Consider the following 24100-nt stretch of genomic DNA (forward strand, 5'->3'; position numbering starts at 1 on the left):
CATGAACCAAGCAATTCCCAAACAGCTGCTGGCGGGTGCCGAGGCTTTTGCCCATTACAGCGACAACCAGGCGCTGCGCATCAATATCGATACGGAAGCGCAGGCTCTGCAACAGGGGCGCCGCGTCGGCATCAGCCGCACTCACGAATCGGCCGCGCTGCATGTGGCGGGCGAGGCCGCCTACATTGACGACATGCCCGAGCTGGCGGGCACCTTGCATTGCGCATTGGGGCTGGCGCCGATTGCCCATGGCCGTTTGCTGGGGCTGGACCTGGACGCTGTGCGCGCCATGCCTGATGTGGTGGCCGTGCTGACGGCGGAGGATATTCCCGGTGTCAATGACTGCGGATCGATCATCCACGACGACCCGATTTTGTGCGACGGCGAGATCCGTTACCTGGGCCAACCCCTGTTTGCCGTGCTTGCGCGCACGCGACAAGCCGCGCGGCGTGCGGCGGCGCAGGCCAAGAAGATTGCCAGCGTGGAGGCGGCCGAGCCGGTGCTGACTCCGCAGCAGGCCCATGCGCGCGGCCAGTATGTGGTGCCACCGATGAAGCTGACGCGCGAGACGCAGGCAGGTGCAACCACGCAGGCCATTGAAAACGCGCCCCACCGCCTGCAAGGCCAGTGGGAAGTGGGCGGCCAGGAACAGTTCTATCTGGAAGGCCAGATCAGCTACGCCATCCCCAAGGAGGGGCAGGCCATGCATGTGTACTGCTCCACCCAGCACCCGAGTGAAATGCAGCACCTGGTGGCGCATGCGCTGGGCGTGCACGCGCACGATGTGCATGTGGAATGCAGGCGCATGGGCGGAGGTTTTGGCGGCAAGGAATCGCAATCGGCACTGTTTGCCTGTGTGGCGGCGGTGGCGGCCCGCAGGCTGGGGCGCCCCGTCAAGCTGCGCCTCGACCGGGATGATGATTTCATGATCACGGGGCGGCGCCACTGCTTCTGGTATGAATACGACATTGGCTTCGACGACGCGGGCCGCATCGTGGGCGCCGAGGTGACCATGGTGTCGCGCGCAGGACATTCGGCGGATCTGTCGGCGCCGGTGATGACGCGGGCGCTGTGCCATTTCGACAATGCGTACTGGCTGCCCAATGTGCGCATGCAAGGCTTCATGGGCAAGACCAATACGCAGAGCAATACCGCTTTCCGGGGTTTTGGCGGGCCGCAGGGCGCGATCGTGATGGAGAACATCATGGATTCCATTGCACGCCAGCTGGGCAAGGACCCGCTGGATGTACGCCGCGCCAACTTCTACGGCAAGACCGAGCACAACGTCACGCCCTACGGTCAGGTGGTGGATGACAACATCATCGACGAGTTGGTGACCCAGCTCGAAGCGCGCAGCGATTACCGTGCGCGCCGGGCAGAGGCGGCTGCATTCAACGCACAAAGCCCGGTGCTCAAGCGCGGCATTGCGCTCACGCCGGTCAAGTTCGGTATCTCCTTCAACGTCAAGCATTTCAACCAGGCAGGGGCCCTGGTGCATGTATACAACGATGGCTCGATATTGGTGAACCACGGCGGCACGGAAATGGGCCAGGGCCTGAACACCAAGGTGGCCCAGGTCGTGGCGCATGAACTGGGCGTGGCTTTCGAGCGCGTGCGCGTTACCGCGACCGATACCACCAAGGTGGCCAACACCTCGGCCACGGCGGCATCGACGGGGACCGATCTGAACGGCAAGGCCGCGCAGGACGCGGCGCGGCAGATCCGCGAACGCCTGGCCGCCTACATGGCCGAGCGCCACGGCGGTGCAGCCGATGCGGTGCGCTTTGCCAATGACACGGTCCAGGTCCATGGCAAGACCCTGGCTTTTGAAGATGTGGTCAAGGAGGCGTACCTGGAGCGGGTGCAGCTGTGGTCGGACGGTTTCTATGCGACACCTGGCCTCTCATGGGACAGCAAGACCATGCATGGCCGCCCCTTCTTCTACTTTGCGTACGGCGCCGCCGTGAGCGAAGTGCTGGTGGATACCTTGACCGGTGAGAGCAAGCTCTTGCGTGCCGATGTGTTGCACGATGTGGGCCAGTCGCTCAACCCCGCCGTCGATATCGGCCAGGTGGAAGGGGCCTTTGTGCAGGGCATGGGCTGGCTCACCATGGAAGAGCTGGTCTGGCACCCCAAGACGGGCGCGCTGATGACGCATGCCCCCAGTACCTACAAGATCCCGACGGCCAACGACTGCCCGCCGGTGCTGAACGTGCAACTGTTCGAAGGCGCCAATCCGCACGACACCATCCACCGCAGCAAGGCCGTGGGCGAGCCGCCGCTGCTGCTGCCGTTTTCGGTGTTCTTTGCGATTCGCGATGCAGTGGCCGCCTGCGGCGCACCTGGCAACTGCCCGCCGCTACGGGCACCAGCAACCGCCGAAGCGGTTTTGAACGCGATAGAAAACGTGCAGCAAGGGGTTTGAGCGGCTGGGCATGCAGCCGGCCTGCCTTGCTGCGATACTCGCCGCCTTTTGCAGGTTTTGCAGCATGCTTTGCGCAATCAGGGAAATGCATTTCACACCAACGATTAACAACACGGAGACGCAGCGATGAACTGGCTGGAGAAATATTTCAAACTGGGGGAGCACGGCACCACCGTGCGCACCGAGGTCCTGGCGGGCCTCACCACCTTCCTCACCATGGCGTACATCATGTTCGTCAATCCTTCCATTCTGGGTGACGCGGGCATGCCCAAGGGGGCGGTGTTTGTCGCCACCTGCCTGATTGCCGCGCTGGGCTCGGCCGTGATGGCCCTGTACGCCAACTATCCGATCGCGATAGCGCCGGGCATGGGCCTGAACGCCTATTTTGCCTATGTGGTGGTGCTGCACATGGGCTACACATGGCAGGCTGCGCTGGGTGCGGTGTTCATCTCCGGCTGCCTGTTCCTGCTGGTCACAGTGTTCCGCATACGCGAGCAGATCATCAAGGGCATCCCGCAGTCGATACGGGTGGCGATCACCGTCGGTATCGGTCTGTTCCTGGCATTGATCGCTCTCAAGAGTGCGGGCGTCGTGGTGGGCGACAAGGCTACGCTGGTGACGCTGGGAGACCTGCATTCGCCATCGGTGATCCTGTTCGGCCTGGGCTTCTTGCTCATCATCGTGCTGGACCGCCTGAAGGTGCCCGGTGCCATCCTGATCGGCATTCTGGCTGTGACGGTGGCATCTTTCTTCTTTGGCGGCAACCAGTTCAACGGCGTGTTCTCGGCGCCACCGTCGATCGAGCCGACGTTCTTGAAGCTGGATATCAAGACGGCGCTCTCCAGCGGTTTCCTCAACGTGGTGCTGGTGTTCTTTCTGGTGGAGCTGTTTGATGCGACCGGCACCCTGATGGGCGTGGCCAAGCGCGCCGGCCTGCTGGTGCCGGGCAAGATGGAGCGTTTCCACCGGTCGCTGCTGGCAGACAGTGGCGCAATCTTTGCTGGCTCGCTGCTCGGCACTTCCAGTGCCACGGCCTATGTGGAAAGCGCATCGGGCGTGCAGGCCGGTGGCCGCACGGGCTTGACGGCGATGACGGTGGCTGTGCTGTTCCTTGCCTGCCTGTTCATTGCGCCGCTGGCCGGCTCCGTGCCCGCCTATGCAACGGCGCCTGCGTTGCTGTTTGTGGCGTGCCTCATGCTCCGGGAACTGGTAGAGGTGGAATGGGATGACTCGACCGAGGCGATTCCCGCAGCCGTCACCGCCGTGATGATGCCGTTCACCTATTCGATTGCCAACGGCCTGGCTTTTGGCTTCATCTCGTATGCGGCCATCAAACTCTTCACCGGCCGCGTCAAGGAAGTGCACTGGATGGTGTGGATCATCGCAGCGCTCTTCCTCTTCAAGTTTGCCTACATTGGCGGGCATTGATGAGGCGCTATTGATCTGATAGCTATGACGCACACCTGTTGTGCGCCGGGCAGCAAAAAGGCCATCAAGCGATGGCCTTTTCTTATGGGTGCAGGCGCGTATGTTGCGGTTACTTCACCACCATCAGAGTGAACGGATAGACATAGGCCTGCAGGGTGACAAAGATGCCCACCAGGCACGCCAGTGCAATGGAGTGGAAGAACACATAGCGCAGGATGTCGCCCTCATGGTTGAACCAGCGTGTGGCAGTGGATGCCACGACGATGGATTGCGCATCGATCATCTTGCCCATCACACCGCCCGAGCTGTTGGCAGCGCCCATCAGGTTGGGCGACAGGCCCAACTGTTCAGCCGCCACTTTCTGCATGCCGCCAAACAGCACGTTCGATGCGGTATCAGACCCGGTAAGCGCCACGCCCAGCCAGCCCATCATGGTGCCAAAGAAGGGGTAGAGCACGCCGGTGTTGGCGAAGGCGAGGCCCAGTGTCGTATCGGTGCCTGAATAGCGGGTAAGGGTACCCAGCGCCAGCATCAGCACGATGGTGAGCAGTGAAAAGCGCACGAGCCAGATCGTCTTGAAGAACTGCCTGACGAGTGCCACGGGGCTGTACTTCATCACCAACCCGCCAACAATGGCCGACAGCAGGATACCGGTGCCGGTGGCCGACAGCAGGTTCAGCACGTAGACTGCGCCCTCCTTGGTCGGATTGGGCACGACGGGTGGCACCTTCTCGATCATGTTGTGCAGACCGCTCATCGGGAATGATGGCGAGAACAGGCCATTGAGCGCAGCCTTGACCGAGGGCAGGCCCCAGATGAAGACGAACACGGTCAGGATGGCCCAGGGTGTCCAGGCACGGATCACATCGGCGCGTGAATGGCGGGTGATGGCGCGGGGTGCATCGCCCTCGCTTTCGCCGTTGTCACGGCCTTTGAGCGAAGTGCTGCGCCAGATGTTCTTGGGCTGCCAGATGCGCAGAAAGCCGATGAGGCAGGCCATCGAGACGATGGCGGCAATGATGTCCACCAGTTCGGGGCCGATGAAATTGGAGACCAGGTACTGCGGAATGGCAAATGACAGGCCGGTTACGAGGATTGCAGGCCAGATTTCCATCATGGCCTTGCGCCCCGCAAAGGCCCAGATCAGCCAGAACGGCACGAGCACCGAGAAGAAGGGCAACTGGCGGCCCACCATGGCTGTCACTTCCATGACGTCATACCCGTGCACTTTGGCTAGTGTGATGACAGGCGTGCCCAGGGCGCCAAAGGCCACCGGTGCGGTATTGGCGATCAGCGACAGGCCGGAGGCCGCCAGCGGAGAAAATCCCAGGCCGATCAGAATGGCGGCCGTAACGGCTACCGGCGTGCCAAAACCTGCGGCGCCTTCAAAAAAGGCACCAAAGGCAAAGGCGATCAGCAGCAGCTGAATGCGGCGGTCTTCCGTGATGCCGGCGATCGAATCCTGCAGCACCTTGAAGCTGCCGTTCTGCTCGGTCAGCTGGTGCAGGAAGATGATGTTCAGCACAATCCAGCCGATGGGCAGCAAGCCGGTGAGGCCGCCCAGCAAGGCGGCGCGGCCCGCCATGTCGGCTGGCATGCCATACACGGCTATCGCGATGATGATGGCGCACAGCAGGCCCGCGCCCGCTGCAATATGCGCCTTGAGGTGTAAAAAGCCCAAGCCCACCAGCATGACGACGACGGGCAGTGCCGCCAGCAAGGTGGAGAGCACCATATTGCCCAGGGGGTTGTAGATCTGCTGCCAAACCATACCTGACTCCTCGTTGTGGCGGTGCTCCACGGCGCAGGTGTTCGGAGTCTGCGCCACCAAGGCAAGGTGGTGCTGCAACCGTCATGGGAACTGAGACCAGGGCATGCGCGATTCCGAGGGTATGTGAGCAGGCCCCAGCGCTATCGAACCTCGACATAATGTCGGGCTGACATGGGGTTTGCAGTTCAGAAAAACCCGTAGCCGCTGACAAACCAGTGCCGAACCTGTTGCTTTTGTGACATACAGCAAGGTGAAGCCGTGGTGGCGGCATGGCGGGCTCTGCAGATATTCCCGCACTGCATCCATCAAAGGAAGATTTGTGTCCGATTTATCCAAGATCACCTGTATCGAAGACTTGCGCGTGGTGGCCCAGAAGCGCGTTCCGCGCATGTTTTATGACTATGCGGATTCAGGCTCCTATACCCAGAGTACATACCGCGACAACGAAGCTGCATTTCAGAAAATCAAGCTGCGCCAGCGCGTGGCCGTCACTATGGAAGGCCGCAGCACCCGTACCACCATGGCGGGGCACGATGTGTCCATGCCTGTGGCGATTGCTCCGACAGGCCTGACCGGCATGCAGCACGCCGATGGCGAGATTCTGGCGGCCCGAGCGGCCAAGGCCTTTGGTATTCCGTTCACCCTTTCCACGATGAGCATCTGCTCGCTGGAGGATGTTGCTGCAGGCACCGACCGCCATCCATTCTGGTTTCAGTTGTATGTGATGCGTGATCGCGGATTCATGGAGCGCCTGATCGACCGTGCCAAAGCCGCCAATTGCTCGGCCCTGCAGGTGACGCTGGATCTGCAGATCCTCGGCCAGCGCCACAAGGACATCAAGAATGGCCTGTCGACGCCCCCCAAACCCACCATCAGCAACCTGATCAATCTGGCAACCAAGCCACGTTGGTGCATGGGCATGCTGGGCACCAAACGCCGTACCTTCGGCAACATCGTGGGCCATGTCGATGGCGTGGGCGATGTGAGCTCTCTGGCGTCGTGGACGGCGGATCAGTTCGATCCGCGCCTGAACTGGAGTGACGTGGAGTGGATCAAGAAGCGCTGGGGCGGCAAGCTGATCCTCAAGGGCATCATGGAGGCGGAAGACGCACGCCTGGCAGCGCAGACGGGCGCCGACGCCCTGATCGTGAGCAACCACGGCGGCCGCCAGCTCGATGGTGCGCCTGCCACCATCGACGCGCTGCCCTCCATCGCCCAGGCGGCGGGCAAGGACATCGAGGTCTGGCTGGACAGCGGCATCCGCAGCGGGCAGGACGTGCTCAAGGCCCGGGCGCTGGGTGCGCAAGGTACGCTGATCGGCCGCAGCTTTCTGTACGGGCTCGGTGCCTTCGGCCAGGAGGGCGTGGCCAAGGCCTTGCAGATCATTCAGAAGGAACTGGACGTATCGATGGCCTTCTGCGGCCACACCAACATCAACCAGGTGAACAGCTCAATTCTGGTGCCTGGAACTTACCCTCAGCCTTATTGATCGGGAAAGAAGCCCACCCTGCGGTGGTGAGGCTGTGCCCGGGAATGCGAGGGGTAGGGGGTATATTGCAAGTATTTGTCATCATTTGAAAATATAGAAACCGTTTCTGAACGCCTGCGCCTTGTCCTACAAGCTCGGCGCGTTCCTCTTCCTACACTGGTTTGATCGCCAACGGCATCCGCTGGTTGGCGATTCCCATCACAGGAGGACGAGAATGTTCGACACCTTGATTCGAGACATGGCAGACCGCTTTGGTCTGGGCGACAAAGCCAAAGACCTGGTCGCCATGGTGCTGGCCTACATCACGGACCCGGCCAACGGAGGTCTAGCGGGCTTGCTGGACCGCTTTCGTTCTGCAGGCCTGGGTGGGTTGGCAGACAGCTGGCTGAGCACCACGGAAGAATCGCGCACGCCTACCAATGACGAGGTGAGCAGCATTTTCGGTGCGTCAGGAGGCTTGCTGTCCACGTTGAGCGACAAGCTCCACCTGCCCAAGGAGGCAGTGACTTCGGCGGTGGGGGCGTTGCTGCCTGCGCTGGTTTCGCGTCTCTCGCCCAATGGAATGCTCCCCGCCACCTTGCCTGCAGAGGCGGTGGCATTGATCGGCAGTGGGAAATCCCTGCTCGGTGGCCTATTGGGCAGCGGTGCCGCAGCTGCCGCAGGGGTGGCGGGCGCTGGCACTGCTGCTGCATCGTCAGCGGCTTCGACAGTCTCTACTGCTGCCGTCAACACAGCGACTGCAGCAAGAGGCGGCATCGGCAAGTGGCTGCCTTGGATCATCGGCGCGCTGGTGGTGATTTTCGGAATCAGCTATTGCGGCAAGAAAACTCCGGACACCGTGACTGCGCCCGCGCCTGCTGCCCCGGCAGCAACACCTGCTCCGGCCCCCGAGCCCGCTCCGGCTACCGCTCCTGCGCCAGAGCCTGCAGCTACTGCTCCCGCCCCGGCATCCGCACCAACTGCGGACGCATCCCCTGCCGGTGCTGCCGTGATCGACAGCATGGTGCAGGATGTGCCCAAGCTGCAGGTGTTCTTTGACACCGGCAAGACCGAGGTGTCGCCTGAATTTGCGGATAAATCCAAGACCCTGGTCGCCTATCTGCAATCGCACGCCGACGTGAAGGCGGTGGTGTCGGGCTTCAACGATCCCACGGGTGATGCGGCCAAGAACGCAGAACTGTCCAAGCAGCGTGCCATGGCGGTGCAGACAGCCTTGGCGGCGGCGGGTGTGCCTGTTGACCGTACGGTACTTGAAAAGCCTGCGGAAACCTCCGATACCGGCAACACGAATGCGGCCTCCCGCCGTGTGGATGTGGTGCTGCGCGCCAACTGAGGCGATGCAGCTTTCCGGCAAGGCCACCTGCGGGTGGCCTTTTTTGTGAGGGGCACACATCGCCAAATGCATGGGCCGCTGCAGCGCCATTCATCTACGATCGCAGGCACTTTCTAGGAGTGGGCCGGGTATGGCGGATGGGGAAATGCAATGGGGTGGCTGGTGGATGCTGCTGGTGGTGTTTGCAGCGGTGGCGCAGACGGCGCGCAACGCTGCGCAACGCTCGCTCACGGCAGATCTGGGTACCTGGCCCGCAACCCTCGTGCGTTTTCTGTACGGTCTGCCACTCGCTGCATTGGCGCTGGTGCTGCTCTATACGCTGCCACAGACCCCTCCAAGGATCGATCACTGGAGCTGGGCCTATTTCGGCTGGATTGCTCTGGGGGCGTTCTTTCAGATTGCTGCCACCGGTGCCTTGCTGCTGGCGATGCAGCAGCGTAATTTTGCAGTAGCGGTGACCCTGTCCAAAACCGAGGTGCTGCAGGTGGCGTTGTTTGGCGCGGTTTTCCTGCACGAGCTGCCAACCGCATGGGCGGTGGGGGCGATGGCCATAGCCACCCTGGGTGTTGCCTTGCTGTCGATGCCGCCACGCCTGCCTGGCGCGCGGTTTGAATGGCGCAGCAAAGCGGCTTTTTATGGCCTGGTATGTGGCGCATGCTTTGCGATTGCCACCGTGGGGTTTCGGGGTGCCGCTATTGAATTGAAGGCACCGGGCGCCTTGCTGTCAGGCGCCTGGGGTGTTTTTGCTGCCCAATGCATGCAGACCGTGGCCATGGGGTTGTGGTTTGCATGGCGCAACCCGGGTGTGCTGGTGCGCATTGCCAAGGCGTGGCGGGTTTCTCTGATTGCGGGTTGCATGGGCAGCGCTGCCTCGCTTGCCTGGTTCAGCGCCTATGCACTGCAGAGCGCTGCCTCAGTACGGACCCTGGGCATGGTTGAGGTGATCTTCAGCTACATCGTCTCGCGCCGCTTTCTGAAGGAGCAACTGCGCGCGAACGAGAAATGGGGCATTGCACTGATGCTGGTGGGCATTGTCATTATTTGCACCCAGCTGTAATTGCCAGTAACCGTTTTCAGCGTCCGTCCGACAAGGAGGGTACGTGCGCGCGGCGCATCATGGTTTCTTTCATCGGACCATGCCAATGACAACTACCACTCCGAATCCCGCCACCTCGGCCACGCCGCCACATTACAGCCCAGAAGAGAAGCGCCACCGCATCTTCGCCATCATGGCGGCCTCATCAGGTAATCTGGTCGAATGGTTTGATTTTTACGTTTACGCCTTTTCTTCCATCTACTTTGCTGCGGCGTTCTTTCCCAAGGGCGACCCGACGGTGCAGTTGCTCAATACGGCTGGCGTGTTTGCTGCGGGTTTTCTGATGCGTCCGATCGGCGGCTGGCTGTTTGGCCGGATTGCCGACAAGTACGGCCGCAAGAAATCCATGCTGATCTCGGTCACCATGATGTGTGCAGGCTCCCTGGTGATTGCCTGTCTGCCCACCTATGCCCAGATTGGTGCCCTCGCGCCGTTTCTGCTGCTGGTATGCCGCCTGTTTCAGGGCCTGTCGGTGGGCGGCGAATATGGCACCACTGCCACCTACATGAGCGAGGTGGCTCTCAAGGGGCAGCGCGGCTTTTTCTCATCCTTCCAGTATGTGACGCTGATTGGCGGCCAGCTGCTGGCCGTGCTGCTGATCGTGATCCTGGAGGCCTTGCTCACCGATGCAGAACTGCGCGCCTGGGGCTGGCGCATTCCTTTTGTCTGCGGCGCCGCTGCAGCTGTGGTGGCAACGCTGTTGCGCCGCACCCTGCACGAGACGCAATCGCAGGAAGCCATGCACGACAAGGAAACGGGCACGCTCGCCAATCTGTTCAAGCACCATTGGCGCGCTTTCGTCACGGTGGTGGGATACACCGCCGGTGGCTCGCTGATTTTCTACACCTTCACCACCTACATGCAGAAGTACCTGGTCAACAGCGTTGGCTTGCCGATCAAGACGGCGAGCTATGTGATGACCGTCTGCCTCTTCATCTACATGTGCATGCAGCCGCTGTTCGGTGCGCTTTCAGACCGCATTGGCCGGCGCACCAGCATGATGCTGTTTGGGGGATTGGGCGCCATCTGTACCGTGCCGATCCTGACGGCCATGCACAGTGCTTCGTCGCCGGAGATGGCTGGCTTTCTGATTGTGGTGGCCCTGGCCATCGTGAGTTTCTACACCTCGATCTCCGGCATCGTGAAGGCGGAAATGTTTCCGCCCGAAGTGCGCGCACTGGGCGTGGGGCTGGCCTATGCAGTGGCCAACGCCATATTTGGCGGATCGGCCGAGTTTGTGGCGCTGGCGCTCAAGAACGCAGGGCATGAGACGGTATTTTTCTGGTACGTGTCGGCCATGATGGTGGTGGCGTTCCTGTTCAGCCTGCGGCTGCCCAAGCAGGCTGCCTACCTGCACCACGACCATTGATGCGTCACGTGTGCCACTGACCGAACCCGGCCACGGTGCCGGGTTTGCTGCGCGCGGCGACAATAGGGCGTGAGCCACGATTTGACCCCAGAGTCCACACTGCCAGCCTTGCCGCCACGCCGTCGCGTGGCGCACCTGGACATGGATGCCTTCTACGCATCGGTCGAGCTGCTGCGCTATCCGCAGCTCAAGGAGCTGCCAGTGGTCATCGGAGGCGGGCGGCGGCGCGAGGACGACGCGCTGGCGGCTGCCTATGGCGGGCGCCTCGCAGATATTCCGGTGCATGCCTTTCCATTGCTCAATGACTACGTCGGGCGCGGGGTGATCACCACGGCCACGTACCAGGCGCGCGCATTTGGAGTGGGCTCGGCCATGGGCATGATGAAGGCCGCCAAGCTGTGCCCGCAGGCGATTCTGCTGCCTGTGGATTTTGCGCGCTACCGGCAGTTTTCGCGCCAGTTCAAGGCCATCATCACCTCGATTGCACCGCAGATGGAAGACCGGGGTGTGGACGAGGTGTACATCGATTTCACCCATGTCGATGGCGGGCAGAATGACCATGGGCGCAGCCTGGCACTGCGCCTGCAAAGCGAGATATATGCCGCAACGGGCCTGACCTGCTCGGTCGGTGTGGCGCCCAACAAGCAGCTGGCCAAAATGGCCAGCGAGTTCAACAAGCCCAATGGCGTCTCCATCGTGTTGGAGAACGACCTGCAATCAATGATCTGGCCGCTGGCCTGCCGAAAGATCAACGGCGTAGGCCCCAAGGCCGATGCCAAGTTGCAGGCGCTGGGCATCACCACCCTGGGTGATCTGGCGGCCAAGGAATTGCACTGGCTGGTGGAGCACTTTGGCCGCAGCTATGGCGCGTGGCTGCATGCATCCTGCTGGGGGCTGGACAGCCGGCCCGTGGTGACGGAGAGTGAGCCGGTATCGATGAGTCGCGAGACCACGTTCGACCGTGACCTGCACGCGGTGCGTGACCGGGCGGAGCTGGGCGCGATCTTTACCGAGCTGTGCGAGAGTGTGGCTGCCGATCTGCAGCGCAAGGGCTATGTAGGGCGAACGATTGGGATCAAGCTGCGCTTTACCGATTTCCGCATCGCCACCCGGGACCACAGCCTGCCGCTCTACACCAGCGATGCCAGGGCCATTCGCCATGCCGCCGGCCAGTGCCTGAAGCGCGCGCCGCTGGAGCAGCGTCTGCGCCTTTTGGGCGTGCGTGTGGGCAACCTGCTGCCGCAGGAGCAGGCAGCGGCCCAGGGTATGGTGGGAGACGCGCCGGCAATCAAGGCAGCGGAGATGCGCGCGCACCGGGAAGGGCAGGAGAGAAATGCCGATCCTTACACCTTGCCGCTGTTCACGGACGAATGAAATCGCCTTTGAGTAGATTTTCGGCCCAGGCGTTTATTGGCGCGCCGTGCGCACGTTGGCTGGTAGGGCCATGGGCTGGCTGGTGCGCAGTGGATTGATGTCGAGCCCGCCACGGCGGGTATAGCGTGCGTACACCGTCAACCGGATGGGTTGGCACTGGCGCCAGATATCGACAAACATGCGTTCGACGCATTGCTCGTGGAATTCGTTGTGGTTGCGGAAGCTGACGATGTATTGCAGCAGCTTTTCCTGGTTGATCGCCGGGCCGCTGTAGCTGATGCGCACACTGCCCCAATCGGGTTGGCCGGTGACCAGGCAATTGCTTTTGAGCAGGCGGCTGGTCAGAGTTTCGGTGACGGGCGGTTCGTCGAATGCCGCGGTCAGCAGTTCAGGCGCGGGTTCGTAGCGGTCGCAATCGATATCGAGGCGATCCAGGTTCAGGCCGTCCAGCTCCTGCACGGGCTGTGCATCAAACAGTTCGGGCTCGATCAACTGGACGCCGATGGTGGAGCTGTGCGGCGCGCCGCGCCATACGGCTTCACTGAGGTCGGCTACCAGCTTGGCGCGCACATCGCCCGCGCTGGCGAAGCGGCTGTTGTTGAAGCTGTTGAGATAGAGCTTGAAGGATTTGCTCTCGATGATGTTGGGTGTTTCGCAGGGGATGGTGAAATTCACCAGGGCCACCTGCGGCTTGCCCCGCAGGTTGAGCCACGAGACCTCATACGCCGTCCACAGGTCGGCGCCAAAAAACGGCAATCGGTCGTCCTGCAATCCGATCTCGGCACGCTTGGCCGCGCGCGGCAGCGGAAAGAGCAGGGTCGGGTTGTATTGGTCGATATAGGCCGAGCGCTGGCCCAGGGGCGATTGCTCTGGCTGAGGAGAAAAAGTCATGCTATTAAATGAATAGCTAATGGCGCTTTATGAGAGGGCGCCAGCAGCTGTTTTTACTTGAATTCGCTTTCGCGCAGCCACTTGGTAGCGATCCACTTCTCGCCACGCACCACGGGCGAGCCGCCATGCAGGGTCTTGGTCGAAGGGTCCGGGGCTGCGTAGCTGAAGAACACGGCATTGCCACGGCGCGGTGCGACCTCGACGCCCACATCGGGAAAACTGGTGCCGCCACCGGCTTCCGGGTTGTTCAGGTAGATCACCAGGGTGCCGACACGCTGGCCGCCTCGCTTGAGGATGGTGGGTGTGCCAGGCTGGGTGGGGTCAAAATAGTCGTAATGCGGTTTGTACTCTGCACCAGGCTGGTAATGCAGCACCTGCAGGCCTTCGCCATGGTTTTCCGGCCAGTTCAGCAGCTTGGCAATGCGGCGCTCCAGGGTGGCTACGACCGGGGTTTCTTCACGCTGGAAGAACATGCCGTCGCTGGTGCGGTCGGCGTTCACTTCCTCACCGCCGGTCTTGGTCTCCACTGTCAGCGACCGCTTCATGCGCGGCCTGGCCGCGGCAATGATGGCATCGCACTCTTCATCGGACAGCAAATTGCCAAATACCACCACGCGCGGGTGTTTCATGCTCAGCAGCACGTTCACATCGCGGTCGCCGACATGGATGGAGCCGGGCGCATCGGCCAGCGGAGGTTCGGGCAGCGGACGGTGGATGACAGAAGCAATTTCGGTATTGGCACCGTGCAGGTGCTGCAGGTGTTCGGTCAATACCTTTTCCATGGCGGATTCGGCTATATCTTCGTTCCACCCGGCGTCGCACATGGCCTTGAAGACATTTTCGGCGCTGACACCGGCAGTCGCCTGTTCAATAATCCAGGCGCGCAATTCCGGGGTGATGGGTTGCGAGGCTGTCATGACATTCCTTTCGCGGCCATTGTGCACCAAAGCGGCATCAATCCACTTTGCGACGGAACAGGAAATGGTCAGCAGTCGAAACATCGCTGGCATAGGCATAGCCGTCGATGTTGAACTTCTTCAGTGCCGCAGGCGTCCTGGCCTGGTGTTCGATTGCATAGCGCGCCATCAATCCACGGGCCTTCTTGGCGAAGAAGCTGATGACCTTGTACTGGCCACTCTTGTAGTCCTCAAAGCTGCAGGTCACCACACGGGCGCGCAGCGCTTTCCGGTCAACGGATTTGAAGTACTCCTGCGAAGCCAGATTGACGACGACGGGCGCATCTTCACCTTGCTGCTGGTGATTTAGATAGTCGGCAATCTGCGTGTCCCAGAAATGGTAGAGATTGCTGCCTTGGGCCGTGGGCAGGCGCGTGCCCATTTCCAGCCGGTAAGGCTGCATCCAGTCCAGCGGGCGCAGCACGCCATACAGGCCGCTGAGCATGCAGACATGCGACTGGGCCCAATCGAGCTGCTTGGCGGTGAGGCTGTGGGCCTGCAGGCCGTCGTAGACATCGCCGTTGAAGGCCATGATGGCCTGGCGCGAGTTTTTGGCGGTGAACTTGGGCGACCAGGCCTCGTAGCGTGCGACATTCAGCGTTGCGAGCTTGTCGCTGATGTCCATCAGGCTGGCGATCTGCTGGGGCGATTTTTCGCGCAGCACCTCAATTAGCGCTTGCGACTGCTTGATGAACTGCGGCTGTGTGTGAGGCAGACCGGCAGGCAAGGGGGTCTCGTAATCCAGCGATTTGGCGGGTGAGAGCAGAAACAGCATGTCGTACGGGCTCCAGGAATGAAACAGGCCGGAGGAAATCCGGCCTGTGGGCTCTAGCGAAACGGCTTAAGCGGTTTGCGATTCGCGTTCAAAGGGCAGCACCATGGCAGCCAGATCCTTGCGCGTCTCGACCAGCACCAGCGGGCCTTCGTCGAGCATGACGACCGGGGGACGCTCGCGGGGCACATGCACGGGCTTGGGCTCCGCTGCAATCGCAGCCTGCACGGCGGCCACCTTGTCGGTGTCCGAATTGACCCACTGCAGGCCAGCCTGGGCAGCGATGGTGTTCAACTGCTCCAGGGGCAGCGTGTAGCTGGCGATCCTGGGCAGGCCTTGCGGGGCGGTTGGCTCGGCGGCCGGTGCCGGTGTCACCACGGCGGCGACAGCAGGTGCTACTTGTTCTGTAGTTGCTGGTGCCTGAGCGGCGGGCGCTGGAACTGGCTTTTCCTCAAAGGCTTCGGCGGCTGCGTTGACTGCGGGCTCGCCAGCAGGCACTGCCAGGTCCACCGCAGGCGCCGCTACCGGTGCTGCGTCTGTTGCTGCTGCCGCATCAAAGTAGCTGCGGCGTGGTGCTGGAGCATTTTCAGCCTCGAACACGGCTTCTGCCGGGGCAGCTTCGGTTTGTGCATCAGCCGCTTGCTCATCGCGTGGCAGGCGTTCGCGGTCACCACGGTTGCGGCGGTCGCGGCCGTAGCGGTCACGGGAGCGGCGTTCGCGGCGCTCTGGCGAGGTTTCGCCATCGACAGGCATTGCTGCGTTGGTGTTTCCGTCCAGGTCCAGCGAGGGCAGGGCGGCGATCACGGCTTCGGAGTCCATCGGCGCTGGAGCCACGGCGGCGTTGTCGCGCATCGATTCTTCGCCCTGGTTGCGGCGCTCGTTGCGCTCACCACGCTCGCCGCGATCCCGGCGATTCTCGCGCGGAGCACGCTCTGGACGGGGCGTACGCTCCTGGCGTTCGCTGGTTGCCTCGATTGCTGCGTTGTCGCCGTTTTGTGCGTTGATGGCGGCATCGTCGCGGCGGGGGCGGTCATTGCGTTCGCTGCGCTCTGGGCGGTCACCGCGCTCATTGCGGCGGCGGTTGTCGCGGCCTTCCTGGTCGCCATTGCGGGCTTCACCACGGCCTTCGCCGCGTTCATTGCGGTTGCGGCCATTGCGTTCGCCTTCGGCGCGTTCGCTGTTGCGGCGATTGCCGTCCCGATTGGCCGATCCATTGCGCTCGCCGCGTTCGCCATTGCGGCGGTTGCCACCACGGCCTTCGCGGTTTTCCTTGCGGGCATCCTTGGCGGGTTCAGGAGCTGCCGGGGCGGGAGTGGCTACCGGCGCTGGCGTTGCAAATCCGAAGAAGCGCTTGATGGCTGCCCACAGCCCGGTTTCGGGGATGGGGGCAGGTGCTGCAGGCACGGCGGCGGCTGGCTTGCTGGCATTGGTGCGTGCCACAGGCGCCGGGCGGGGCTCGGCAATGGGGGCTGGCGCATCAGGCAGCACGCCCTTGATGACAGGGGTCTGCTTGTTGGTGGGCTCTTGCGAGCGGCGGGTAAAGCCGACCTGCTCTTCCTCGGCATCTGCCAGTTTGTAGCTGGCTTCCATCGAGTCGAGGCGCGGGTCGTCGTGCTTCATGCGTTCGAGCTTGTAATGCGGTGTCTCCAGGGCCTTGTTGGGCACCATGGTGACGGAGACGCGTTGCTTGAGCTCGATCTTCTGGATTTCGGTACGCTTTTCGTTGAGCAGGAAGGAGGCGACTTCGACGGGCACCTGGCAGTTGACGGCTGCCGTGTTGTCCTTCATCGACTCTTCCTGGATGATGCGCAGGATCTGCAGCGCCGAGCTTTCCGCATCGCGGATGTGGCCGGAGCCGCCGCAGCGTGGGCAGTTGATGTGGGCACCTTCGCTCAGCGCAGGCTTGAGGCGCTGGCGGCTCATTTCCATCAGGCCGAACTTGCTGATGGTGCCGAACTGCACGCGGGCGCGGTCCTGGCGCAGCGCATCGCGCAGGCGGTTTTCGACGTCGCGGCGGTTCTTCGACTCTTCCATGTCGATGAAGTCGATCACGATCAGGCCACCCAGGTCGCGCAGGCGCATCTGGCGGGCCACTTCGTCGGCCGCTTCGAGGTTGGTGCGGGTGGCGGTCTCTTCAATGTCGCCGCCCTTGATGGCGCGGGCCGAGTTCACGTCGATGGAGACCAGCGCTTCGGTGTGGTCGATGACGATGGCGCCGCCAGAAGGCAGGGTCACGGTGCGCGAGTAGGCCGACTCGATCTGGTGCTCGATCTGGAAGCGGCTGAAGAGCGGCGCATCGTCGCGGTAGCGCTTCACGCGGGCGGCGTGTTCTGGCATCACATGCGCCATGAACTGCTGGGCCTGCTCATAGATGTCATCGGTGTCGATCAGGATGTCGCCGATGTCATTGTTGAAATAGTCGCGGATGGCGCGGATCACCAGGCTCGATTCCTGGTAGATCAGGAAGGCGCCCTTGCCGGCCTTGGCGGCGCCGTCGATGGCGCTCCAGAGCTTGAGCAGGTAGTTCAGATCCCATTGCAGCTCGGGCGCCGTGCGGCCGATGCCTGCGGTACGGGCGATGATGGACATGCCCTTGGGGTATTCGAGCTGGTCCATCGCCTCTTTCAGCTCGGCGCGCTCGTCACCCTCGATACGGCGCGATACGCCACCGCCCCGGGGGTTGTTGGGCATCAGCACCACGTAGCGGCCAGCCAGAGAGACGAAAGTGGTCAGCGCCGCGCCCTTGTTGCCGCGCTCTTCCTTTTCAACTTGGACGAGCAGCTCCTGGCCTTCCTTGATCACATCGTTGATGCGGGCCTGGCTGGGCGATACGCCTTCGGCGAAATACTGCTTGGAAATTTCCTTGAATGGCAGGAAGCCGTGACGGTCTTCGCCGTAGTCGACGAAGCAGGCTTCCAAAGAGGGTTCTACCCGGGTAACAACGGCTTTGTAGATATTGCCTTTGCGTTGTTCGCGGCCTTCGATTTCGATCTCGTAATCCAGCAGCTTTTGGCCATCCACGATGGCGAGGCGTCGCTCTTCAGCTTGCGTGGCGTTGATCAGCATCCGTTTCATGATGCGCGTCCTTCGTAATGCGGGACTGGCCACCTTTGTCAGACAGGTGCCAGTCTCCAATCCCCAACAATAAACAGGCTCTTACTGGAGCCACAGATGCCGGGACAGACGCAGAGAAACGAATGAAGATACAGAGCGTGCCATGCTTGCTGGTAATACTTATGTCAGCACAGGAGGCTTGGGCACGCGGGAGAGGGCATATAAATAACCGGCCAGCCAGCGAACAGCTGCCGCCGGTGGTGAGATCTGCCCTGAAAACATGCGCACGGCGGGCGCGGCACGGCGCACTGGCGTGCAGCAGGCGCTGCGCCAGAGAGTTGCCATCCAAGCCCACAAAATCAGCATGTCAGTGTGTGAGCGGTCAGTTGGGGCCGGGCCAGGAGTCCTGGCCACTGCAGCAACTGCCGCTGGGAATCTGTAGTTTCGTTGTTTCAATGTGTCCGTCCACCCGATTTGCTTGCATGGCCTGCGCAATTTCTTGGTATGCAGACACTGAGGCAAGGTCGTCGGTCAGACATCGACCGGCCTGCGCGGGTACTGGTGGGTGAATTAAACTGCTCACCGGTCAACCAATAACTTTATTGCGCAGGTGAAACACATTATAGGGGGCAAACCGGGCGAGCCCCGCAGTCCAGAAGCACCCCCAGTGGCTGTAAGGCTGGTACAAGTCCATCCCGACGACGCCGGCCAGCGCCTGGACAACTTTCTGATGCGCCATTTGAAGGGCGTACCCAAGACCCATATCTACCGCATCATCCGCAATGGAGAGGTGCGCATCAACAAGGGGCGCACTGCCGCAGACGCTCGGGTGCAGGGCGGCGATGTAGTGCGTATTCCGCCGGTGCGCGTGTCCGCCAAGCCAGAAGAGGCCGAGCGCGCCATTCCTGGCCGGGAGTTCCCGCTGCTGCTGGACGACGACGCGGTGTTGGCCATCAACAAGCCAGCGGGCGTGGCCGTGCATGGCGGCTCGGGCGTGAGCTTTGGGGTGATCGAGCAACTGCGTCGCGCCAGGCCCGATGCACGCTTTCTGGAGTTGGTGCACCGGCTGGACCGCGAAACCTCAGGCATCCTGCTGGTCGCCAAGAAGCGCTCGGCGCTGACCCACCTGCAGGACCAGTTCCGCGAGCGCGAGACGGGCAAGACCTATCTGGCGCTGGTGATCGGGGAGTGGCCAGCCAACAAAAAGGTGATTGATACGCCGCTGCGCAAGTATCTGTTGCCCGATGGCGAGCGCCGCGTGCGCGCCACCACGGCGGACGATGCGGAAGGCATGCGCTCGGTGTCACTCGTCAAGGTGCAGAAAACGCTGCCGGCACGCCATGGCCTTGGTCTGCCGGCCATGACCTTGCTGGAGGTGACAATCAAGACCGGCCGCACCCACCAGATTCGCGTGCACCTGGCCAGCAGTGGCCATCCGATCGTCGGAGACGAGAAATATGGTGATTTCGATTTGAACAAGCGTCTGGTCAAGCACGGCTCGAAGCGCATGTTCCTGCATGCCTGGCGCCTGCAGTTCACCCATCCGCAGAGTGGGGAGCGGGTGCAGTTGGGAGCGGAGTTGCCGGAGGAGTTGGCAGATTTCGTAGGGGCTGCAGAGCAGGCAGATGAAAACCATAGCAACTAGCGCAGGCTATTCTTGGTTTTCATAACAAAAATATCTTGAATTCATTGCGCAGCAAGCGCTACCAGCTATTGTTATAGCGAGCAAACCAACCGATTACCTTATGACGCGTCGCTTTGACCTGATCGCCTTTGACTGGGATGGCACCCTGTTCGACTCCACCGCTGCCATTGCGCTGTCCATCCAGGATGCGGTGCGCGATGTGGGCGGCACCGTGCCGACGCTGGAAACAGCCAAGTATGTGATCGGCATGAGCCTGCAAGGCGCCTTGCGGCATGCCGCGCCCGATGTGCCGCCAGACAGCATGGTGGAACTGACCAACCGCTACCGCTACCACTATCTGAAGCGCCAGGAGGAAGTGACCCTTTTTGACGGGGTGCTGCCTTTGCTGGACCAGTTGACTGCCAGCGGGCATCTGCTTGCAGTGGCCACGGGCAAGAATCGCCGGGGGCTCGATGAAGTGTTGGATTCGACCCTGCTCAAGGGCCGGTTTGACGCGTCGCGAACTGCCGACGAAACCGCAGGCAAGCCGCACCCGCTGATGCTGCAGGAGTTGATGGCCGAGCTGGATGTGGCGCCCGAGCGCTTGTTGATGGTGGGCGATACCACCCATGATCTGCAGATGGCAGTCAACGCGGGCTGCGCGAGCGTGGCAGTGAGCTATGGCGCACACCACCATGATGGCTTCGAGGCCTTTGGCCCGCTGTTCATTGCGCACTCTGTTGCTGATTTGCAACAATGGATGGCAGCCAGTGCCTAGTACATGGCTTGATTACTGTTTGCATGTACAGTCATTGGCGCGCAGCAAGCAGGAGCAGCAATGGCAGAGGCACAAGCCCGGGCAATAGCACTTTGTAATAGCAAGGACTTGAGCAATGGCGGGCGCGCCGTGCCCTTTGACGTGATATTTGCTGGCCAGACCTGCCGCGCATTCGCCATACGCTACCGTGATGCGGTGCATGCCTACCTGAACCGCTGCACCCATGTGGCGATGGAAATGGACTACCAGCCCGACCGTTTTTTCGATGACACCGGTAACTGGTTGTTATGCGCTACCCATGGCGCCGCCTATGTGCCGGATACTGGAGCCTGCGCTGGCGGCCCTTGCCGTGGTGGCCTGGTCAAAATCGCGTTGAGCGAACAAGGCGGGGTGGTGTACTGGCACACCGACTACCGCCTCCAACCTCTTGAGTTTTAAGATGAACCCGATGGACAACAACCCCCAGCAGAATCCGCAGCCTGCGCCTGATCTGTGGGGACAGCCGGCGACGGCAGCGGCAGCATCCGCAGCGACGGCGCAGACGCCTGGCTGGGAGCGTTCCGTGCTGGAGCGCCTGGCCTTTGACACGCTCAGGGAGCAACGCGCTGCGCGCCGCTGGAAGATTTTCTTTCGGCTGGCCTGGCTCATCGCCTTCATTGCGTTGGTCATCTACCTGTTCAGCTCGGAAAATGCGTCGTCTGCCTCGTCGACTGAACACACGGCAGTGGTGGAGCTGAAAGGCGAAATCGCCTCTGGCGCAGATGCCAGCGCCGAATACGTGATTGCCGCACTGCGCACCGCGTTCGAGGACGATGGCGCCAAGGCGGTGGTGCTGCTGATCAACTCCCCGGGCGGCAGCCCCGTGCAGGCAGGCATGATCAATGATGAGATCGTGCGCCTCAAGGCTTTGCACAAAAAGCCCATGTACGCGGTGGTGGAGGAATCCTGCGCTTCTGCAGCCTATTACATTGCAGCCGCAGCGGACAGCATCTATGTAGACAAGGCCAGCATCGTGGGCAGCATCGGCGTGCTGATGGACGGTTTTGGCTTTACCGGCACCATGGAAAAGCTGGGCGTGGAGCGCCGCCTGCTCACCGCCGGCAGCAACAAGGGCATGCTCGACCCATTCAGCCCCATGAATGACAAGCAAAAAGCCTATGCCCAGCAGATGCTGGGGCAGATCCACCAGCAGTTCATCTCCGTGGTGCGCCAGGGTCGGGGCGAGCGCCTGAAGGAAACCGAAGACACCTTCAGCGGCCTGTTCTGGACCGGGCAGGAAGCGGTCAAGCTGGGCTTGGCTGACGGCCTGGGCAGCCTCGATCAGGTGGCGCGCGATGTGGTGGGCGCCGAAGATGTGGTGGACTACACCCGCCGCGAGAATGTGGCCGAGCGCTTTGCCAAGAAGTTTGGCGCGTCGGTGGGCGCGGGGGCTGTCAGCACCATGCGGTCGATGATGCCCAGCCTGCGCTGATCAGGTTCTTGATAGCTATCTATTTGATAGCTCTAAACAAAAAAAGCGGTGCGTAAGCACCGCTTTTTTTGCCATCTGACCGAGAGGATGCGTAAATCCCTTTGAGAGGGCAGTGCTGCCTTGTGGTCAGCCAACACTTGATGAGCAGCCCGAAAATCGGGTGCGTGCAGCTGGCGTGATTGCCTCAGCGCCCAATCGCAAACACCATGGGGGTGCGGTTGTCCAATTCAGGGGTCAGCGGCTTCCATTGCTTGACCAGGCGGCTTTGGGTGCGGGCGCTTTCCAGCGTGAGGCCGCTGGAGATCGACAGACGGGTGTTGGCCTGCAGGGTCTGCAGCAGGGCGCTCATCAGGGCAGGGTTGCGGTAAGGCGTTTCGATGAAGATCTGTGTCTGGCCTTGCCGCAGCGCCAGTTGTTCCAGCTCGCGCAGCCGGGCGACACGTTGCGCGCCATCGCTGGGCACATAGCCGACAAAGGCGAAGTTCTGACCATTGAGCCCGCTGGCAGCCAGGGCCAGCAGGAGAGAAGTGGGCCCCACCAGTGGCACCACCTCAACGCCCGCATCATGCGCGGCACGGACCACAGAACTGCCAGGGTCCGCAATCGCGGGCATGCCTGCTTCGCTGACCAGGCCAACGTCATGGCCTTGCAAGGCAGCTGCGATCAATATGCTGGCATCGGAGCCAGAGGCGGTCTGCGGGAGGTGGTCGCCTTTCTTGTGCGCTTCGCGTGGCAGCTCCTGTATGGATTGCTGCTGCAGGGGCGCTGCCAGCGGCGCCACGGCGTCCACCCGTTTGAGGAAGGCGCGGCAGCTTTTGGCGTTTTCGCAGACCCAATGGGTAATGCGCGCTGCGGCCTGCACGGTGTGGGCGGGCAGTACATCGGTCAGTGGCGCATCGGTGGTGCAGCCGAAGTCAAGCGGGGTGGGGACGAGAAAAAGTCGGCCCTTGCGGGTGTTCTCGCTCATGGCAGGATTACTCCTGCAGCGCGCAACAGGCGGGCGGTGCGGATGAGGGGCAGGCCGATCAGCGCTGTCGGGTCGTCGCTCTCGATGGCGTCCAGCAAGGTGATGCCCAGGCCTTCGCTCTTGGCGCTGCCGGCGCAATCGTACGGCTCTTCGGCGCGCAGGTAGCGTTCAATCTCGGCATCGCTCAGGTTGCGGAACACGGTTCGCACCACAGCGGTGCCTGCCTGCGCAAAGCCGGTGGCCTTGCAGACCACGGCGACGGCAGTGTGGAACTGCATGCTCTGCCCACTCATGGCGCGCAGTTGGGCCACTGCCTTGTCATGCACCAGGGGCTTGCCCAGTGGCTGGCCGTTCAGGTCGGCCACCTGGTCGGAGCCGATGACGATGGCTTCGGGAAACTGCGCCGCCACCGCATGGGCCTTGGCCAGGGCCAGGCGCAGTGCCAGGGCGGCCGGTGCTTCGCCAGACTGCGGGGTTTCGTCGACGTCGGGCGAGGCGGTTTCAAACGGCAGTCGAAAACGAGAGAGCAGCTCGTGCCGGTAGCGGGAGGTGGAGCCCAGAACAAGGGCGCGGGGCGAGTGGGATTCAGACATGCCCAGATTCTCTTACACTGGCGCGCATGACAAAGGAATTTTCAGTCAACCGCCTTGATATCAAGGCTTTTGCACAGCATGAAGCCGAGCTTGACGGCGATCAGCCGATGGGGCAGTTTCCCCGCCTGATGGCTGAGGACCTGCGCGGCGAAGCTGCAACTGACCAGCCCGTGCGCTGGTCGCTGGATGGCGAGTGGCGCGAAGCCGCAGGCAGCCCCGGGCATGCCTGGCTGCACCTGCAGGCCGATACCGTGGTGCAAATGCAATGCCAGCGTTGCCTGCGTCCGGCCGATATTGCCGTGCAGACCGAGCGGTCTTTCCGCTTTGTAAAGGATGAGGCGACTGCCGCCGCCCTGGATGACGAGAGTGAAGAGGATGTTCTGGTGCTGGAGCCGCACTTCAATGCCCATGAGCTGATCGAGGACGAATTGCTGATGGCGCTTCCCATGGTTCCCATGCATGACGAATGCCCGGTGGAGCTCAAACTGGAGTCTGCCACCCAGGATTTCGAGGCGGCAAATACGGAAAAAGCCAATCCTTTTGCTGCTTTGGCATCCTTGCGGCTGGATAAAACCAAACCTTGATGCACGAGGATTGAAGCCTGCCAGCGATCTTTGCTATAATTTGAGGCTTCGCGCGAATCCCCCTCGTGTCTTTAATGGGCTAATCGCGTATTTTTAGGGCATGCGTCTGTTTTACGCAGGCCGTG

19 protein-coding genes are annotated in these 24100 nt (G+C 61.9%); 12 read left to right on the forward strand and 7 right to left on the reverse strand.

The genetic code is table 11. From position 1 onward, the window contains the following. Position 1: 1 nt before the first annotated feature. Together xdhB and ACH2DG_RS14545 are read left to right on the forward strand one after the other, a co-directional pair. Positions 2-2425 (forward strand): xanthine dehydrogenase molybdopterin binding subunit, encoded by a 2424-nt coding sequence (gene xdhB, locus ACH2DG_RS14540; RefSeq protein ID WP_395027000.1) that lies wholly within the window; start codon positions 2-4, stop codon positions 2423-2425. Positions 2426-2551: 126 nt separating this feature from the next. Further along, positions 2552-3853, forward strand: a complete 1302-nt coding sequence (locus tag ACH2DG_RS14545) for an NCS2 family permease (RefSeq protein WP_184707627.1) — start codon at positions 2552-2554, stop codon at positions 3851-3853. Between the two features lie 109 nt (positions 3854-3962). On the opposite strand, the gene ACH2DG_RS14550 is transcribed toward ACH2DG_RS14545, so the two are convergent. Next, positions 3963-5624 (reverse strand): L-lactate permease, encoded by a 1662-nt coding sequence (locus ACH2DG_RS14550; protein WP_395027002.1) that lies wholly within the window; start codon positions 5622-5624, stop codon positions 3963-3965. Positions 5625-5943: 319 nt separating this feature from the next. Here ACH2DG_RS14550 and ACH2DG_RS14555 point away from each other — a divergent pair, with 319 nt between their 5' ends. The 5 genes from ACH2DG_RS14555 to dinB all read left to right on the forward strand — a co-directional run bounded on the left by ACH2DG_RS14555 (position 5944) and on the right by dinB (position 12285). Further along, entirely contained in the window at positions 5944-7113 is a 1170-nt protein-coding gene (locus tag ACH2DG_RS14555; protein WP_395027004.1) for an L-lactate dehydrogenase, read from the forward strand. 214 nt (positions 7114-7327) lie between these two features. Then, positions 7328-8446: a YidB family protein gene (locus ACH2DG_RS14560; RefSeq protein ID WP_395027005.1), complete on the forward strand. Its 1119-nt coding sequence runs from the start codon at positions 7328-7330 to the stop codon at positions 8444-8446. 130 nt (positions 8447-8576) lie between these two features. After that, a complete protein-coding gene (locus ACH2DG_RS14565) occupies positions 8577-9503 on the forward strand; it encodes a DMT family transporter (protein WP_395027006.1) in 927 nt (308 codons plus the stop codon). 85 nt (positions 9504-9588) lie between these two features. Next, the gene (locus ACH2DG_RS14570; RefSeq protein WP_395027007.1) at positions 9589-10911 is read left to right on the forward strand and encodes an MFS family transporter; all 1323 of its coding nucleotides are present in this window, start codon (positions 9589-9591) and stop codon (positions 10909-10911) included. 141 nt (positions 10912-11052) lie between these two features. Continuing rightward, a complete protein-coding gene (dinB, locus tag ACH2DG_RS14575) occupies positions 11053-12285 on the forward strand; it encodes a DNA polymerase IV (RefSeq protein ID WP_395027040.1) in 1233 nt (410 codons plus the stop codon). A gap of 33 nt (positions 12286-12318) precedes the next feature. On the opposite strand, the gene queF is transcribed toward dinB, so the two are convergent. The 4 genes from queF to ACH2DG_RS14595 all read right to left on the reverse strand — a co-directional run bounded on the left by queF (position 12319) and on the right by ACH2DG_RS14595 (position 17979). Continuing rightward, positions 12319-13176 (reverse strand): NADPH-dependent 7-cyano-7-deazaguanine reductase QueF, encoded by an 858-nt coding sequence (gene queF / locus ACH2DG_RS14580; RefSeq protein WP_395027008.1) that lies wholly within the window; start codon positions 13174-13176, stop codon positions 12319-12321. 53 nt (positions 13177-13229) lie between these two features. Beyond that, a complete protein-coding gene (locus ACH2DG_RS14585) occupies positions 13230-14093 on the reverse strand; it encodes a 2OG-Fe(II) oxygenase (protein ID WP_224150020.1) in 864 nt (287 codons plus the stop codon). Positions 14094-14130: 37 nt separating this feature from the next. Next, a complete protein-coding gene (yaaA, locus tag ACH2DG_RS14590) occupies positions 14131-14907 on the reverse strand; it encodes a peroxide stress protein YaaA (protein WP_395027010.1) in 777 nt (258 codons plus the stop codon). A 66-nt stretch (positions 14908-14973) separates the two neighbouring features. Further along, entirely contained in the window at positions 14974-17979 is a 3006-nt protein-coding gene (locus tag ACH2DG_RS14595; RefSeq protein ID WP_395027012.1) for an Rne/Rng family ribonuclease, read from the reverse strand. A gap of 589 nt (positions 17980-18568) precedes the next feature. On the opposite strand from ACH2DG_RS14595, the gene ACH2DG_RS14600 reads away from it, so the two are divergent. The 4 genes from ACH2DG_RS14600 (at position 18569) to ACH2DG_RS14615 (ending at position 21831) form a co-directional block, all read left to right on the forward strand. Next, positions 18569-19603: an RluA family pseudouridine synthase gene (locus ACH2DG_RS14600; protein WP_395027014.1), complete on the forward strand. Its 1035-nt coding sequence runs from the start codon at positions 18569-18571 to the stop codon at positions 19601-19603. A 100-nt stretch (positions 19604-19703) separates the two neighbouring features. Then, entirely contained in the window at positions 19704-20360 is a 657-nt protein-coding gene (locus ACH2DG_RS14605; RefSeq protein WP_395027015.1) for an HAD family hydrolase, read from the forward strand. Between the two features lie 60 nt (positions 20361-20420). Continuing rightward, positions 20421-20798, forward strand: a complete 378-nt coding sequence (locus tag ACH2DG_RS14610) for a Rieske (2Fe-2S) protein (RefSeq protein WP_395027016.1) — start codon at positions 20421-20423, stop codon at positions 20796-20798. A gap of 1 nt (position 20799) precedes the next feature. Further along, on the forward strand, positions 20800-21831 hold the full coding sequence (locus tag ACH2DG_RS14615) for a S49 family peptidase (protein ID WP_395027018.1): 1032 nt from the start codon (positions 20800-20802) through the stop codon (positions 21829-21831). Between the two features lie 184 nt (positions 21832-22015). Here ACH2DG_RS14615 and ACH2DG_RS14620 read toward each other — a convergent pair whose 3' ends face one another. Together ACH2DG_RS14620 and ACH2DG_RS14625 are read right to left on the reverse strand one after the other, a co-directional pair. Next, positions 22016-22798 carry an SAM-dependent methyltransferase gene (locus ACH2DG_RS14620; RefSeq protein ID WP_395027020.1) on the reverse strand — a complete coding sequence of 261 codons (783 nt, stop codon included), beginning with the start codon at positions 22796-22798 and terminating at the stop codon, positions 22016-22018. After that, positions 22795-23391: a Maf family nucleotide pyrophosphatase gene (locus ACH2DG_RS14625; protein ID WP_395027021.1), complete on the reverse strand. Its 597-nt coding sequence runs from the start codon at positions 23389-23391 to the stop codon at positions 22795-22797. The genes ACH2DG_RS14620 and ACH2DG_RS14625 overlap by 4 nt, the downstream gene beginning before the upstream one ends. Before the next feature lie 26 nt (positions 23392-23417). Between ACH2DG_RS14625 and ACH2DG_RS14630 the strand changes: the two genes are divergently transcribed. Then, the gene (locus ACH2DG_RS14630) at positions 23418-23975 is read left to right on the forward strand and encodes a YceD family protein (RefSeq protein ID WP_395027022.1); all 558 of its coding nucleotides are present in this window, start codon (positions 23418-23420) and stop codon (positions 23973-23975) included. The last annotated feature ends 125 nt before the right edge of the window (positions 23976-24100 follow it).

Origin of the sequence: Comamonas odontotermitis (assembly GCF_040396735.1) — a bacterium.
Classification (GTDB): domain Bacteria; phylum Pseudomonadota; class Gammaproteobacteria; order Burkholderiales; family Burkholderiaceae_C; genus Comamonas; species Comamonas odontotermitis_C.

Bases quoted from the DNA above. Each gene is read 5' to 3' on its own strand.
- ACH2DG_RS14620 (WP_395027020.1), bottom strand. From the start codon at position 22,798: ATGAGCGAGAACACCCGCAAGGGCCGACTTTTTCTCGTCCCCACCCCG.
- ACH2DG_RS14610 (WP_395027016.1), top strand. From the start codon at position 20,421: ATGGCAGAGGCACAAGCCCGGGCAATAGCACTTTGTAATAGCAAGGAC.
- queF (WP_395027008.1), bottom strand. From the start codon at position 13,176: ATGACTTTTTCTCCTCAGCCAGAGCAATCGCCCCTGGGCCAGCGCTCG.
- ACH2DG_RS14560 (WP_395027005.1), top strand. From the start codon at position 7,328: ATGTTCGACACCTTGATTCGAGACATGGCAGACCGCTTTGGTCTGGGC.
- ACH2DG_RS14550 (WP_395027002.1), bottom strand. From the start codon at position 5,624: ATGGTTTGGCAGCAGATCTACAACCCCCTGGGCAATATGGTGCTCTCC.
- ACH2DG_RS14630 (WP_395027022.1), top strand. From the start codon at position 23,418: ATGACAAAGGAATTTTCAGTCAACCGCCTTGATATCAAGGCTTTTGCA.
- xdhB (WP_395027000.1), top strand. From the start codon at position 2: ATGAACCAAGCAATTCCCAAACAGCTGCTGGCGGGTGCCGAGGCTTTT.
- ACH2DG_RS14545 (WP_184707627.1), top strand. From the start codon at position 2,552: ATGAACTGGCTGGAGAAATATTTCAAACTGGGGGAGCACGGCACCACC.
- ACH2DG_RS14585 (WP_224150020.1), bottom strand. From the start codon at position 14,093: ATGACAGCCTCGCAACCCATCACCCCGGAATTGCGCGCCTGGATTATT.
- ACH2DG_RS14625 (WP_395027021.1), bottom strand. From the start codon at position 23,391: ATGTCTGAATCCCACTCGCCCCGCGCCCTTGTTCTGGGCTCCACCTCC.
- yaaA (WP_395027010.1), bottom strand. From the start codon at position 14,907: ATGCTGTTTCTGCTCTCACCCGCCAAATCGCTGGATTACGAGACCCCC.
- ACH2DG_RS14605 (WP_395027015.1), top strand. From the start codon at position 19,704: ATGACGCGTCGCTTTGACCTGATCGCCTTTGACTGGGATGGCACCCTG.
- ACH2DG_RS14595 (WP_395027012.1), bottom strand. From the start codon at position 17,979: ATGAAACGGATGCTGATCAACGCCACGCAAGCTGAAGAGCGACGCCTC.
- ACH2DG_RS14615 (WP_395027018.1), top strand. From the start codon at position 20,800: ATGAACCCGATGGACAACAACCCCCAGCAGAATCCGCAGCCTGCGCCT.
- ACH2DG_RS14570 (WP_395027007.1), top strand. From the start codon at position 9,589: ATGACAACTACCACTCCGAATCCCGCCACCTCGGCCACGCCGCCACAT.
- ACH2DG_RS14565 (WP_395027006.1), top strand. From the start codon at position 8,577: ATGGCGGATGGGGAAATGCAATGGGGTGGCTGGTGGATGCTGCTGGTG.
- dinB (WP_395027040.1), top strand. From the start codon at position 11,053: ATGGATGCCTTCTACGCATCGGTCGAGCTGCTGCGCTATCCGCAGCTC.